We start from the raw sequence: 12,729 nt of genomic DNA on the forward strand, positions 1-12,729 counted from the left end.
TGCGCCCACCACCGACCCGACGAGCGGGTCCGAGGGGACAAATACGCCCACCGCGGGCCCGACGGGCGGGTCCGAGGGGACAAGTGCGCCCACCGCGGGCCCGACGGGCGGGTCCGAGGGGACAAGTCCGCCCACCACCGGCCCGGCGGGCGGGTCCGAGGTCACGGGTGCGCCCACCGCGTCTTCGGGTGGGGCTGGGGCCGGCTCGGGTGGGTTCTGGGGGTCCTGGCACGGCGCTGATACCGGGGCCGATCCCCGGGTGTTCACCCCCGCACGGGGTCAGGGGCTGCCACGGGTCTGGCCGGTCGGGGTCCTCGGCGGGCGCCGCGCCCAGATCCTCATCCGGGTTTCCCTGTCGACCCTGATGGGCGGCGACGACCCCGGCGACATCGAAGGCCTCGGCCCGATCCCCGCCGACGTCGCCCGCGCCTTCGCCGCCGGCGGCACCTGGCGACGCCTGGTCACCGACCCCACCACCAACCAAGTCACCGACTACGGCACCACCCGCTACGAACCCCCACAGAACATGACCGACCGGATCAAAGAAAACGAACCGTACTGCACCGCACCCGGCTGCTCAGCCACCGCCCGGATGACCGAACTCGACCACCGTGTCCCGTTTCCTCTCGGACCCACCAGCGACGACAACCTCGACCCCAAATGCCGACGCTGCCACGTCCTGAAGACCCACGGCGACTTCGAAGACGAAGTCGACCAACACGGCAACCGGTTCTGGCGCACCCCCACCGGCCACGTCTACATGCGCACCCCCGACGGCACCACCACCGAACTACCCCGAACCCACCCCGAACACACCGGACACGGCCCCACCTACCGCACCGCACCCAACCCCGACGAACCACCACCCTTCTGAACCGTGAGCTCCGGCAGGACCGCAGTCGAGCGTCGCCGAGTGGCCCCCGTCCGCCGACGCCTCGAACTCAGTCGTCGCTGGGTAGGAACAGTGCAACGACCGCGGTCAGCGCCGCAGGAACATAGAAGACCCCGATCCCCAGCAGGGTGAAGAAGGCGAACGCGATCAGCAGCACCGCGGTCAGCACCGCAATGACCCGGCCCTTCAGGAGCAGCGGCAGCCCGGCCAGTAGCACCGGGATCGCGAGGACACCCAGCACCGCCGGACCGCTCTGCGCGATCAGGCTGATCCGCTCGATGTCCGCCGGGGATGCGGTGGCGTCCTGACCCGGGACCAGGAAGATCGGCACGAATGCGAGGACCACGAACGCCACCGCTGCCAGCACGAGCGCCACCCTGTGTGCGAACCGCCGGGTCAGCGGTGGTCTGCGGTGGCGGTCGGGGTCACGCTTGCCGCCGGCGGCCGGGGTGTCGGACATGACCCGACCTTAGCGATCGACTGACCCGCGGAACCGCAACTAGACAGTTGCGCCATCGGCGATCACGATCTAGAGTCGACTTGCAACCGGATGATTGCAGCAATGCCATATCGGCCACGCCTCGATCAACCACAGCACCCACTCGAGCAGGAGGGTCTCCCATGAGCACCGACACCGACCACGCCGTCGCCGACTTCGACGCGGGCACCATCACCCGCACGATTCGGATCGAGGCACCGATCGGGACCGTCTGGACCGCCCTCACCTCGCCCGAACACATCGCCACCTGGTGGGGCCACCCCTCGGAGTTCCCGGACGGCTGGCAGGCCGGCTCCCTGGGCCACTTCGTCTGGGAGGACCACACGTTCCCGGTCCGCATCGACGAACTCGATCCGCCGACCGCGTTCGCCCTCACCTGGGGCGATCTGGACACCACGCTGGAGCAGTCCGCGGCCGCCACACAGGTCCGCTTCACCCTCACCGCCGCCGGCGACACGACCACGGTCACGGTCCTCGAGACGGGCTTCGACCGCCTCGACGCCGCCGCCCGCCGGGCTGCGATGGACGAGAACACCGGCGGCTGGAACACCGTCCTGGACGCCCTCCGCGACTACACCGCGGGCAGGGCTACTCCCGCCGACCTTCAGGCCGTGCGATGACTCCCCCGGCGACCACCGACCGACCGGCACCCGCCCTCTCGACGCGACGTCCGCCGTCGGGCACCACCGTGCTCGACCCGGTGCCGCTGTGCGCGGCCCTGGCGGACGCGACCCGCTGGGAGATCCTCGCGATGCTCGGCGACCGGGACGCCTCCGCCAGCGAGCTCGCCGAGGAGCTGCCGATCTCACGGCAGGCGATCGCCAAGCACCTGCAGCAGCTCGCGGCCGTCGGACTGGTGGAGCCGGTCCCGGCAGGCCGGGCGATCCGCTACCGCGCCCTCGGGGCCCAGCTCGGTCAGCTCGCCCGGCACCTGGAGACGATCGGCCGCGGCTGGGACGCCCGACTGTCCCGGCTCAAGGACGTGGCGGAGGCCCTGCACCGCGGCTGACCACGCAGCCCGAACCTGGTCAGTGCCCGACGACGTCCGAGTCGGCCACGTCCGCGTCACCGGAGTCGAGGGCATCGATCCCGGCGATCTCCTCGCTGGTCAGTTCGAAGTCGAAGATGGTGATGTTCTCGGCGATGCGCCCCGGGTCCGCGGACTTCGGGATCGGCAGCGCGCCGGTCTGGGTGTGCCAGCGCAGCACCACCTGCGCCGGGGTGCGCCCATGAGCCTGCGCGGCCTGGGTGATCGCGGGTTCGGCGAGCAGGTCGCCGGCCTTGCCCAGCGGCGTGTAGGCCTCGGTGAGGATGCCGTGCTCGGCGTGGAAGGCCAGCTCGGCGCGGCGCGGGTTGCGGGGGTCGCGCTTGATCTGGTTCACGTCCGGCACCAGGCCGGAATCGAGGACCGCCTGCAGGTGCGCGGGCTTGAAGTTCGAGACGCCGACGGCGCGGATGAGTCCCTCCTCGCGGAGCGCGACGAGGCCTCGCACGGCGTCGACGAACCCGCCGAACGCGGGCCGCGGCCAGTGCGCCAGGAACAGGTCGATGTACTCCACACCGAGCCGGGCCGCGCTGGCCTCGAAGGCCCGCCGGACGCCGTCGTAGGAGTGCCACTTCTCGTTGAACTTCGTGGTCAGGAACACCTCACCGCGGTCGATCCCGGAGCGGCGCACGCCCTCGCCCACACCTGCCTCGTTGCCGTAGTTCTCGGCGGTGTCGATGAGCCGATAGCCCGCGCCGATCGCGGTCTCGACGGCCGTGGCGACATCCGCGTCGTCCATCGGCCAGGTGCCAAGGCCCAGCGCGGGGATCGTGGTTCCGGACGTCAGGGTCAGGGTGGGAGCAGTCATGGCCCCGAGTCTGTCATCCGGCCGCGGCACGGGGCCAGGTGCGACCACGCTCTGATCACGGCGGTCCGATCCGACTACCGTGGCTACCCTCCGAGGAGCGCCGATGCCGGCGCGTGACCCCGGCTCGAGAACGAGAGGCGCCACGATGATCGACGGGCTCGTCGACCACCTCGAGGGGACGCTCGGCGCGATCGCAGCAGGCTGGAGGACCGATCCGGACGGTACGCCGGCGCCCTTCCAGGTGGTCGAGTTCGAGACGGGACGGATCGACGATGCGGTCATCTACTCGACGCTCGGCCTGAGCGAGTACGTCCTGGAATCGCCGACCGCCGACGGCCACTCCCACCTCGAGCTGATCATGATCGCGCCCGAGGGCCTCCGAGGCAGCGCCCTGCCGTTCCAGCTGCTCGACATCGGCCGGCTGGTGGTCGAGCGCCGTGAGTTGCCGGGCCTCGGAACCATCATCCGGAACAACCGAACGCTCGCCGACCTCTCGACGATGGACGCCCTCTACGTGGGCCGACCCCTCTACTTCACACCGGAGTTCGCGACATTCAGCAACGGTGACCGGGCGGTCACCATCGACTGGCTCCTCCCCGTGTCGCAGCAGGAGGCGGCGTTCGTCGACGCCAACGGCTGGCAGGCGTTCGAGAAACTCATGTACGAACGCGAGGACCTCGACCCGATCGACTACAACCGGGCCTCACTCCTGCCCTGATCGGCGCCGGACCAGCAGGGCGACCACGGCCACGATCGCAGCGGGCGCGTAGAACAGCCCGATCGAAGGCCCGCCGAGCGCCATGAAGAACACGAGCACGGCCGCGCACGCGATGGTCACGCCGGGCAGCCGGCCGCTCGGGATCAGCAGCGGCACCCCGGTCAGTAGCACGGGCACGAGCAGCGGAACCAGCACCTTGGGGCCGTTCACATCCAGCAGCGTCGCCGTGAAGTCCTCGGTGCCGGCGGAGGTGGTCGTGCTGCCCGCGTAGAGCGGCAGCACCAACAACAGCACGGCCGCCGCGCAGGCGAGGCCGAACGCGACGAACTGCCACACCCGCGCGGTGGTCCGGTACGGCGCGCGTGCCGCTGGCTGCGCAGCGTCGACGGTCGGGCTCATGGGACCAAGTATCCCATCGACCCGGTGCCTGCACCGTGATCGCGCAGACCGGCGCTCACCAGCCGGTGCCGATCAGCAGGCGCCGGTGAGGTCCTGCGCGCTGGCACCGCCGGTGCCGGCCTCGGAGGGAGTCTGGGTAGCCGCGTCGTCCGGCGCTTCGGTGTTCGACGGCGGCGCGTCCGTCCGTGTGCCCGTGCCGCTCGGTGCGTCCGTGGGGGTGGCGTCGGCAGTCGGATCGGCCGCGCCCGATGGAGCCCCGTCGCCCGCTCCGTCGTCGGTTCCGAGGATCGGCTCGTCGGCTGCCATCGCTTCCCAGATCTCGTCCACCTCGCTGGTCCAGACGAGCCGGTTCGGGTCGGGGGCGTAGGCGCCGTACGGGGTCGTGAGGAAGACGACGTCCGCGGCGGAGAGCGACCGCAGGCTCAGCGCCAGGCCCGCCATGCCGGTCAGGGACGAGAGGTTCGCACTCATCGTCAGGGACCCGAGAGCCGCGTTGACCATTCCGTAGAGTGCCGGGCCGTCCGCGAGGATGTTCCGCGAGAGGACCTCGTCGACCATCGCTGACATCAGCCGCTGCTGGCGCTCGATCCGGCCGGGATCGGAGCCGTCCCCCAGGCCGACGCCGGTCCGAGCACGCGCGTAACCGAGGGCCTGATCGCCGGTGAGCGTCTGCTGCCCGGCATCGAGGTAGAGGTTCGCCTTGGGCGCCTCGATCGGCTCCGGGATGCAGATGTCCACGCCGCCGAGCGCGTCGACCATCTCCACGAAGCCGCCCATCTCGACCAGGACGAACCCGTCGATGGTCAGTCCTGTGACGGACTGGGCGAGGTTGATGTCGCAGGCGACGGCGGACTCCTTGTCGCCGCCGACCTGCCAGCCGGTCGCGTACGCCGCGTTGTACTGCCCGTACCACCCGCGGATCGTCTCGCCGGAGGTCGTCGGGCAGTCGGGGATCTGGACCATGATGTCGCGCGGGATCGAGACCAGCTCGACCCGGGACCGGTCCGCGGAGATGTGGGCGACGATGTGGGTGTCCGCCAGGACCGAGTCGAACCCGTCGTCGACGGCGCCATCGGCGCGGCTGTCCGAGCCGATGATGAGGATGTTCAAGGCCGTGCCCGCGTTCGGGTCGGCCGGCGGCGCGGGGGTCGCGGCCGCACCGTCCGCATCGGTCGGGCGGACGATCAGATCGTCGACCTCGATGACGTCGACCTCGGACTGCAGCTGCGCGTACACCGAGCCGCCGAACGTGAGGGCGAACGCGAGCGCGCCCACCACTCCCACTGCTGCGGTTCGCAGTCGGGCGCGCCGGATCCGCCGGGCGTGCCGAGGCCGACGCGCGAGCTCCCCTGGACTCGTGGGCGAGGGGTTCCGGGCGGGTGCGGTCGCGGGACGGCCCGACCGTCGGATCGGGACCGACGACCTGGCATGGCGGGCGGATGGCATCGCCCCGATTTTAGGAGTACTGCGAGGCGAAATCCGCACACTCGCGGGCGTGAGCCGTGGACGGATTGTGCAGGATTGCGTCAGTCCCGATCCGACTCGGCAGGCACTGTGTCCACCGATCGGCCCGTGGCACCGTCGGACGCCTCGGATCGGGCCGGCACCAGCTTGAGGCCGACCACCGCGCCGATGATGCCGAGGATGAACACGACCTTCCACACCGAGACCGACTCGGCGCCCGTGGCGATCGCGTACGTCACCGTGAGAGCGGCGCCGATCCCGGTCCAGACCGCGTAGGCGGTCCCGATCGGGATGGACCTCATAGCTCGCCCGAGCCCGAGCATGCTGAGCGTCAGGGCGACCGCGAACACGATCGTCGGGACCGGTTGACTGAAGCCGTCCGACTGACCGAGCGCGGTCGCCCAGACGGCTTCGAGGACGGCGCTGAGGAGCAGGATGAGCCACGGCATCTCAGCTCACCACCTTGAGGCCGACGACGCTGCCGACGAGCAGGACGAGCAGGCAGATCCTGGCGATCGACGCCGGTTCCTTACCCGTGATCATCGCCCAGACGACCGTCAGCGACGCGCCGATGCCGACCCAGACGGCGTAGGCCGTGCCGGTCGGAAGGGTCGTCATCGCGTAGGCGAGACCGGCCATGCTGACGAGCATGGCGACGACGAACAGCACCGACGGACGCACCCGCTTGAAGCCGTCGGAGGCGGACAGAGCCGAGGCCCAGACCGCCTCGAGCATTCCGGACAGGACAAGTATCAACCAAGCCATGATGAGGCCTTCTGAGTCAGTCTTGTCGCGATGCGGGTACTGCTCCCTCGTCCGCAGACCCTCGTCGGGCCTCATCAACGAGGGTAGCCAAACAGGTCGACGGCGTCGACGTGGGTTCGGTCACCACCTCGCGTCGGTCATCGGTCGGCCCCGGTCAGCCCGGCCTGGCCGAGGCGGCCGCCCGAGCGGCCGCGGGCAGTGCCGCGAGGATCTGCTCCACGGCTGCGTCATCGTGTGCGGCCGAGACGAACCAGGCCTCGAACGCCGACGGCGGCAGGTTCACCCCGGCGTCGAGCATCGCGTGGAAGAACGGCGGGTAGCGCCAGGCCTGCGCCGCCTTCACCTCGTCGTAGGTGCGCGGCCCCGGGCCGGACCAGCCCTGCTCGGCCGGGCTGCCGAACGCGAACGAGAACAGGTTGCCGGCCCGCTGGGTCGCGACCGGGACGCCCTCAGCGGCGAGCGCGGCCGTGACGGAACTCGCGACGGTGTCCGCGACTGCGTCCACCCGGCTGTACACGCCGCCGTCGGCCAGGCGCAGGGTCGCCGCGCCGGCGGCGACCGCCACCGGGTTCCCGGACAGGGTGCCGGCCTGGTAGACCGGCCCGGCCGGAGCGAGCATCCGCATCACGTCCGCCCGGCCGGCGAGCGCCGCGACGGGCAGTCCGCCGCCGATGACCTTGCCGAACGTGAGCAGATCCGGGGTCCAGCCGCCCTCGAGGCCCCACCAGCCGGCCGGGCCCACCCGGAACCCGGTGAGTACCTCGTCGGCGATGAACAGGGCGCCCTCAGCGCGGGCGATCTCGGCGACCGCGGCGTTGAAGCCCGGGTCCGGGGCGACCACACCCATGTTGGCGGCGGCGGCCTCGGTGATGACGGCAGCGATGTTGCCCGGGTGGGCGGCGAATGCGGCCCGCACGGCATCCAGGTCGTTGTAGCCGATCACGATGGTCTGCGCGGCGAATGCGGCGGGCACCCCGGCAGAGCCCGGCAGGGACAGGGTGGCGACCCCGGACCCGGACTCGGCGAGCAGTCCGTCGGAGTGGCCGTGATAGTGCCCGGCGAACTTGATGATCAGGTCCCGGCCGGTGAACCCGCGGGCCACCCGCAGGGCGGTCATGGTGGCCTCGGTGCCGGTGGAGACGAGCCGGACGAGCCCAGCGACCGGCACCCGCTCCCGGATGAGTTCGGCCAGTTCGACCTCCCCCGGCGTCGGCGCCCCGAACGAGAGCCCGCGGGCCGCGGCCTCCTGCACGGCGGCAACGACCTCCGGGTGGGCGTGCCCGAGGAGGGCCGGCCCCCAGGAGCCGACCAGGTCCACGTACTCGCGGCCGGTCGAGTCGGTGACTCGCGGGCCGCTCGCGGAGACGAGGAAGAGCGGGTCCCCGCCCACGCCGTTGAAGGCGCGCACGGGCGAGTTCACCCCGCCGGGGATCACGGCGGCGGCGCGGTCGAACAGGGTCATCGGGGGTCCGTTCCGGGCAGCTGCCCACGAGTGAGTCGGTCGGCCAGTTCCACGGCCCAGTAGGTCAGCACCGCGTCCGCGCCGGCCCGTTTGATGGACAGGACGGTCTCGGCGATCGTGCGGTCCCGGTCCAGCCAGCCGTTCGCGGCGGCGGCCTCGACCATCGCGTACTCGCCGGAGACCTGGTAGGCCCAGACCGGAACAGGGGAGGTGGCGGCGACGTCAGCCAGGACGTCCAGGTAGCTGAGCGCGGGCTTGACCATGACCACGTCCGCACCCTCGGCGACGTCCAGGTCCGCCTCGCGGCCGCCCTCGCGGCGGTTCGCCGGGTCCAGCTGATAGCTGCGCCGGTCGCCGGTGAGCTGGGAGTCCACGGCCTCGCGGAACGGCCCGTAGAACGCGGACGCGTACTTCGCGGCGTAGGCGAGGATCGCGACGTCGGTGTGCCCCTGCGCGTCCAGGGCATCGCGGACGGCGGCGACCTGACCGTCCATCATGCCGCTCAGTCCGAGCAGCGCGGACCCGGCCCGGGCCTGCGCGAGGCCCATCTCGGCGTACCGCTCAAGGGTGGCGTCGTTGTCCACCCGGCCGGCGGCGTCCAGGACGCCGCAGTGGCCATGGTCGGTGAACTCGTCCAGGCACAGGTCCGTCTGGACGACGACGGCGTCCCCCACCTCCGCGGCGACGGCGGCCGTGGCGACGTTCAGGATGCCGTTCGGGTCGGTGGCGCCGGTGCCGGTCGCGTCCCTGATCTCGGGCACGCCGAACAGCATGAGTCCACCGACGCCGGCCTCGGCGGCCTCGGTCGCGGCCCGGCGCAGGGAGTCCAGGGAGTGCTGGAGCACGCCCGGCATCGAGGCGATCGGCCGGGACTCGGCGGCCTCGATGACGAACATCGGCAGCACCAGGTCGCTCGGGTGCAGGCGGGTCTGCGCGACGAGTCGGCGCATGGCCGGGGTGGCGCGCAAACGGCGGGGTCGGATCCTCAACTGACGTCCTCCAGTGCCCTGATCAGGGCCTCGATGGTGCGTTCGGGTGCGACCACGTCCGCGCGGAGCCCGACGGCGGCCGCGTCCTGCGCGGTCACCGGGCCGAGGCAGGCGATGGTCATGGCGGCGGGCAGGTCGAACCGGGCCAGCGACCTGGCCACGGAACCGCTGGTGACGAGCGCGGCGTCCGCCCGGCCGGCGGCCAGGTCCGCGGCCGTGGCCTCGTCGACCGTCAGTTCCTCGACGCGGTAGCCGACCACGCTGTCCACCCAGTGCCCGCGCTCGCTCAGCCCGTCGGCCACGGTGTCCCGGGCGAGCTCGGAGTGCAGCACCAGGACCCGGGACGGGGCGGGGATCACCGACGTGCCCCGTGCGACGGCCTCGATGCCCGCGAGTTGCCAGGCGTGCAGGAGGCCCTCGGCGCTGAAGTCGGACTCCGGGACCAGGTCCACCGCGAATCCGGCGGCCTCGAGGGCGGAGGCCGTGGCCGGGCCGACGGCGGCCACCTTGGCCTGCACCTCGCCGGAGCCGTCGAGGACGCCGACGGTGGCCGCGGACGTCACCACCAGCCAGTCGTAACCACCCGCGGTCAGCCGGTCCAGTGCGTCGCGGACCTGCGGGGTCCGCAGCGGGCGGGTCGCGATCAGCGGCACCACCCAGCCGGTCGCGCCGCGCTCGGCAAGCAGGTCACAGGCCCGCTCACCCCAGCTACCGCCCCGGGGGACCAGCACCGTGCGGCCGGCGAGCGTCATCGACGTCTCAGCCCGTGATCCAGGCACCGGCGCCCGCGGCGATCAGGTCGGCGGCGACCGCGCTCCCGAGCGCCGCCGCCTCATCCGGCCGCCCGCTCGCGGTGGCGGTACGCGACTCGCCCCCGCCCGGACGGTAGGCCGACCCGGAGACGGTCAGGACGCCGTCGGACACCGTGGCCGTGGCGCCCACGGGGGCGGCGCAGCCGGCCTCAAGGGTGGCGAGCAGGGACCGCTCGGCCGTCGCGGCGGCCCAGGCGTCCGCGTCGTGGATTCCCGCCAGGGCCGCAGCCAGAGGCGTGCCGGTCGCGTCACCCTCGCGGATCTCGACGGCGAGCACCCCCTGCCCGGGCGCGCCCGGCCAGGTGTCGAGGGCGAGTTCGGCGGTGATCGCGTCAGCCCGCCCGATGCGGCGCAGCCCGGCCGCGGCGAGGATCACGGCGTCGAGCTCGCCGTCGCTGACGAAGCCGAGGCGGGTGTCCACGTTCCCGCGGATATCCACGACCTCCAGGTCCGGGCGGGCGGTCCGCACCTGGGCCGCACGGCGCGGGGACCCGGTACCGATCCGGGCGCCCGCCGGAAGAGTGGCGAGGGTCAGTCCGTCCCGGGCGCAGAGGGCGTCACGGGCGTCCTCACGCGCCGGGGTGGCGGCCACGACCAGGCCGGGGTGTGGGGTCGTCGGCAGGTCCTTGAGGGAGTGCACCACGGCGTCACACTCCCCCGCCAGCAGCGCGGTCCGCAATGCTGCGGCGAACACTCCGGTACCGCCGAGAGAGGCGAGCGAGGCCCGGTTCCGATCCCCCTCGCTGGTCATCGGCACCACCTCGATGCGCAGTCCCGCGGCGGTCAGCGCGTCGGCGACGGTCTGCGTCTGGGTCCGCGCCAGCCGGGAGGCGCGGGTGCCGATCCGGACCACGGGCGTGGTCGCCTCGACCGGTGCGGCCTCGTTCGCGGACCCGGTGCTCACGGTGCCAGCCCGGCCACGGCGGGCCTGAAGCCTCGCCGCGCGTTCTCGCAGCACCCGGGCCGGCAGACGTCGTACCAGGGGCCGAGGGAGGTCAGCGCGGGCCGGTCCGCGACCGGGGTGCCCTCGAGCCGCTCGACGACGAGGTCCACCAGGCCGGCCACGAACTTCGGGTGGATGCCGGGGGTGGGTACCCGCGCGGCGGCGATCCCGTGCTCGCTCGCGGTCTCCATGGCCTCGGTGTCGAGGTCCCAGGCGACCTCCATGTGGTCGGAGAGGAACCCGAGCGGCACGATCACCACGCCGTCGACGCCCTTGGCCGGGAGGTCGGCGATGGCGTCGTTGACGTCCGGCTCGAGCCAGGGTTGGCTGGGTGGGCCGGAGCGCGACTGGTAGACGAGCTGCCAGGGCGTCTCCGGCTCGCCGATGGCCTCCATGACCACCTCGGCGACGGCACGGTGCTGCGCGGCGTACGCGCCGCCGTCGCCCAGGCCGAGCTCGGCGGGGCCGGACCGCTGCGCGTCGCCCAGAGGGATGGAGTGGGTCGCGAAGAGCACCTCGATGGTTCTCGCGCCGTGCTCGCGCAGCGTGGCCAGGCCGGCCGCGACACCGTCGACGAACGGGGCCACGAAGCCCGGGTGGTCGAAGTACTGGCGCACCTTGTCCACCTCGAGGACGCTCCCGAGGCCGGTGTCCTCGAGCGCGTCGGCGAGGTCCTCGCGGTACTGGCGGCAGCTGGAGTAGGAGGAGTACGCGCTGGTGGGGATGGCGAGCAGGCGGCGGTGCCCCGCGGCGTCGGCCTCGCGGAGCGCGTCGTTGAGGTAGGGGTCCCAGTTGCGGTTGCCCCAGTGGATCGGCAACTCGATGCCGCGGCTCGCGAGCTCGGTCTCGAGCGCGGCCTTGAGCTGGCGGTTGTGGGAGTTGATGGGGCTCACCCCACCGAACGCTCGGTAGTGATGGGCCACCTCCTCCAGGCGCTCGTCCGGGATGCCGCGGCCGGCGGTGACATTGCGCAGGAACGGCAGCACGTCGTCCTGCCCCTCGGGGCCGCCGAAGCCGGCCAGCACGATCGCGTCGTAGGCGACCGGCTCCGTCACGTGTTCGGGTCCGGCCTGGGCGGCCGGCGTGGCCGCGGGGACGACGGCGCCGGGCGCCATCGCCACGGTGGTGGCGGGGGCTGGCTTGCGGCCGCGCGGGGCGGCGTCGCGGGCGTCCTTCGTGGTGTCCACCGTGCTCACGCCAGCACCTGCGCGAGCTCGGCGACGCTGACCCGGCGGCCGGTGTAGAACGGCGTCTCCTCGCGCACGTGACGGCGGGCTTCGGTGTAGCGCAGGTCCCGCATCAGATCCACGAGGTTCGCGAGGTCGTCGTCCTCGAGGGCGAGGATCCACTCATAGTCGCCGAGCGCGAACGCGGCGACGGTGTTGGAGAGCACCGACCGGAACTGCGAACCGCGACGGCCGTGGTCGGCGAGCATCTGCCGGCGCTCGTCCTCGGGCAGCAGGTACCACTCGTGGGAGCGCACGAACGGGTACACGGTCAGCCACGCGGCCGGCTCCTTGCCGCGCAGGAACGCGGGCACGTGCCGGGCGTTGAACTCAGCCTCGCGGTGCATGCCGAGCGTGTTCCAGGTGGGCAGCAGGGTACTCAGCAGGGCGGTGCGGCGCAGGTCCCGCAGCCCGGCCTGGAGGTCCTCGGCACGGTCGCCGTGGATCCAGATCATCGCGTCCGCGTCGGCCTTGATGCTGGAGACGTCGTAGAGCCCGCGGGTGGTGACGCCGGCTGCCGCGAGACGCTCGATGGTGGCCTCGACCTCGGCGACGGCGGCGTCGGAGACGTCCGCGCCGCGGTGGGGGTCACGGCGCAGCACCGACCAGAGTGTGTAGCCCTCGGGGTTCTGCTCGGCGGCCGTCTGCTGGGGGTTCGACGCGTTGCTCTCAGTGGTCACCCGATCACCATAAACCCGCACCAGAAT

General features: G+C 72.3%; 16 protein-coding genes and 1 riboswitch. Of the genes, 4 read left to right on the top strand and 12 right to left on the bottom strand.

Annotated elements, in window-relative coordinates; translation table 11 throughout:
• Positions 1-874: HNH endonuclease signature motif containing protein (locus tag KCQ71_RS06285; protein WP_504739593.1), on the top strand; the 874-nt coding region annotated here is incomplete at its 5' end.
• Between the two features lie 67 nt (positions 875-941).
• On the opposite strand, the gene KCQ71_RS06290 is transcribed toward KCQ71_RS06285, so the two are convergent.
• Complete coding sequence (locus KCQ71_RS06290; RefSeq protein ID WP_223403976.1) at positions 942-1,352, bottom strand: hypothetical protein; 411 nt, start codon at positions 1,350-1,352, stop codon at positions 942-944.
• Positions 1,353-1,513: 161 nt separating this feature from the next.
• Between KCQ71_RS06290 and KCQ71_RS06295 the strand changes: the two genes are divergently transcribed.
• Positions 1,514-2,011: an SRPBCC domain-containing protein gene (locus KCQ71_RS06295; protein WP_223403978.1), complete on the top strand. Its 498-nt coding sequence runs from the start codon at positions 1,514-1,516 to the stop codon at positions 2,009-2,011.
• A complete protein-coding gene (locus tag KCQ71_RS06300) occupies positions 2,008-2,400 on the top strand; it encodes an ArsR/SmtB family transcription factor (RefSeq protein ID WP_223403980.1) in 393 nt (130 codons plus the stop codon). The genes KCQ71_RS06295 and KCQ71_RS06300 overlap by 4 nt, the downstream gene beginning before the upstream one ends.
• Before the next feature lie 19 nt (positions 2,401-2,419).
• On the opposite strand, the gene KCQ71_RS06305 is transcribed toward KCQ71_RS06300, so the two are convergent.
• On the bottom strand, positions 2,420-3,244 hold the full coding sequence (locus KCQ71_RS06305) for an aldo/keto reductase (protein WP_223403982.1): 825 nt from the start codon (positions 3,242-3,244) through the stop codon (positions 2,420-2,422).
• 145 nt (positions 3,245-3,389) lie between these two features.
• On the opposite strand from KCQ71_RS06305, the gene KCQ71_RS06310 reads away from it, so the two are divergent.
• The gene (locus KCQ71_RS06310) at positions 3,390-3,962 is read left to right on the top strand and encodes a suppressor of fused domain protein (protein WP_223403984.1); all 573 of its coding nucleotides are present in this window, start codon (positions 3,390-3,392) and stop codon (positions 3,960-3,962) included.
• Here KCQ71_RS06310 and KCQ71_RS06315 read toward each other — a convergent pair.
• From KCQ71_RS06315 to hemQ, 10 genes are all read right to left on the bottom strand, one after another.
• Positions 3,948-4,361 carry a hypothetical protein gene (locus KCQ71_RS06315; RefSeq protein WP_223403986.1) on the bottom strand — a complete coding sequence of 138 codons (414 nt, stop codon included), beginning with the start codon at positions 4,359-4,361 and terminating at the stop codon, positions 3,948-3,950. The two genes, KCQ71_RS06310 and KCQ71_RS06315, sit on opposite strands and share 15 nt — an antisense overlap.
• A 72-nt stretch (positions 4,362-4,433) precedes the next feature.
• On the bottom strand, positions 4,434-5,636 hold the full coding sequence (locus KCQ71_RS06320; protein ID WP_223403988.1) for an LCP family protein: 1,203 nt from the start codon (positions 5,634-5,636) through the stop codon (positions 4,434-4,436).
• A 251-nt stretch (positions 5,637-5,887) separates the two neighbouring features.
• Positions 5,888-6,274 (bottom strand): DMT family transporter, encoded by a 387-nt coding sequence (locus KCQ71_RS06325; protein WP_223403990.1) that lies wholly within the window; start codon positions 6,272-6,274, stop codon positions 5,888-5,890.
• 1 nt (position 6,275) lies between these two features.
• Positions 6,276-6,590 (bottom strand): DMT family transporter, encoded by a 315-nt coding sequence (locus tag KCQ71_RS06330; RefSeq protein ID WP_223403991.1) that lies wholly within the window; start codon positions 6,588-6,590, stop codon positions 6,276-6,278.
• Between the two features lie 10 nt (positions 6,591-6,600).
• Positions 6,601-6,666: riboswitch (guanidine-III (ykkC-III) riboswitch) on the bottom strand.
• 78 nt (positions 6,667-6,744) lie between these two features.
• Positions 6,745-8,052, bottom strand: coding sequence for a glutamate-1-semialdehyde 2,1-aminomutase (locus KCQ71_RS06335; RefSeq protein ID WP_223403993.1), 1,308 nt, complete (start codon positions 8,050-8,052; stop codon positions 6,745-6,747).
• Positions 8,049-9,002 carry a porphobilinogen synthase gene (gene hemB, locus KCQ71_RS06340; protein ID WP_249422672.1) on the bottom strand — a complete coding sequence of 318 codons (954 nt, stop codon included), beginning with the start codon at positions 9,000-9,002 and terminating at the stop codon, positions 8,049-8,051. Before hemB ends, KCQ71_RS06335 begins: the two co-directional genes overlap by 4 nt.
• A gap of 35 nt (positions 9,003-9,037) precedes the next feature.
• Positions 9,038-9,793 carry a uroporphyrinogen-III synthase gene (locus KCQ71_RS06345; protein ID WP_223403997.1) on the bottom strand — a complete coding sequence of 252 codons (756 nt, stop codon included), beginning with the start codon at positions 9,791-9,793 and terminating at the stop codon, positions 9,038-9,040.
• A gap of 7 nt (positions 9,794-9,800) precedes the next feature.
• Positions 9,801-10,757 carry a hydroxymethylbilane synthase gene (gene hemC, locus KCQ71_RS06350; RefSeq protein ID WP_223403999.1) on the bottom strand — a complete coding sequence of 319 codons (957 nt, stop codon included), beginning with the start codon at positions 10,755-10,757 and terminating at the stop codon, positions 9,801-9,803.
• Entirely contained in the window at positions 10,754-11,911 is a 1,158-nt protein-coding gene (locus tag KCQ71_RS06355; protein ID WP_223404142.1) for a ferrochelatase, read from the bottom strand. The genes hemC and KCQ71_RS06355 overlap by 4 nt, the downstream gene beginning before the upstream one ends.
• Before the next feature lie 77 nt (positions 11,912-11,988).
• Complete coding sequence (gene hemQ / locus KCQ71_RS06360; RefSeq protein WP_223404001.1) at positions 11,989-12,702, bottom strand: hydrogen peroxide-dependent heme synthase; 714 nt, start codon at positions 12,700-12,702, stop codon at positions 11,989-11,991.
• Positions 12,703-12,729: the final 27 nt, after the last annotated feature.

Origin of the sequence: Occultella gossypii, from assembly GCF_019947135.1 — a bacterium.
GTDB lineage: Bacteria > Actinomycetota > Actinomycetes > Actinomycetales > Beutenbergiaceae > Occultella > Occultella gossypii.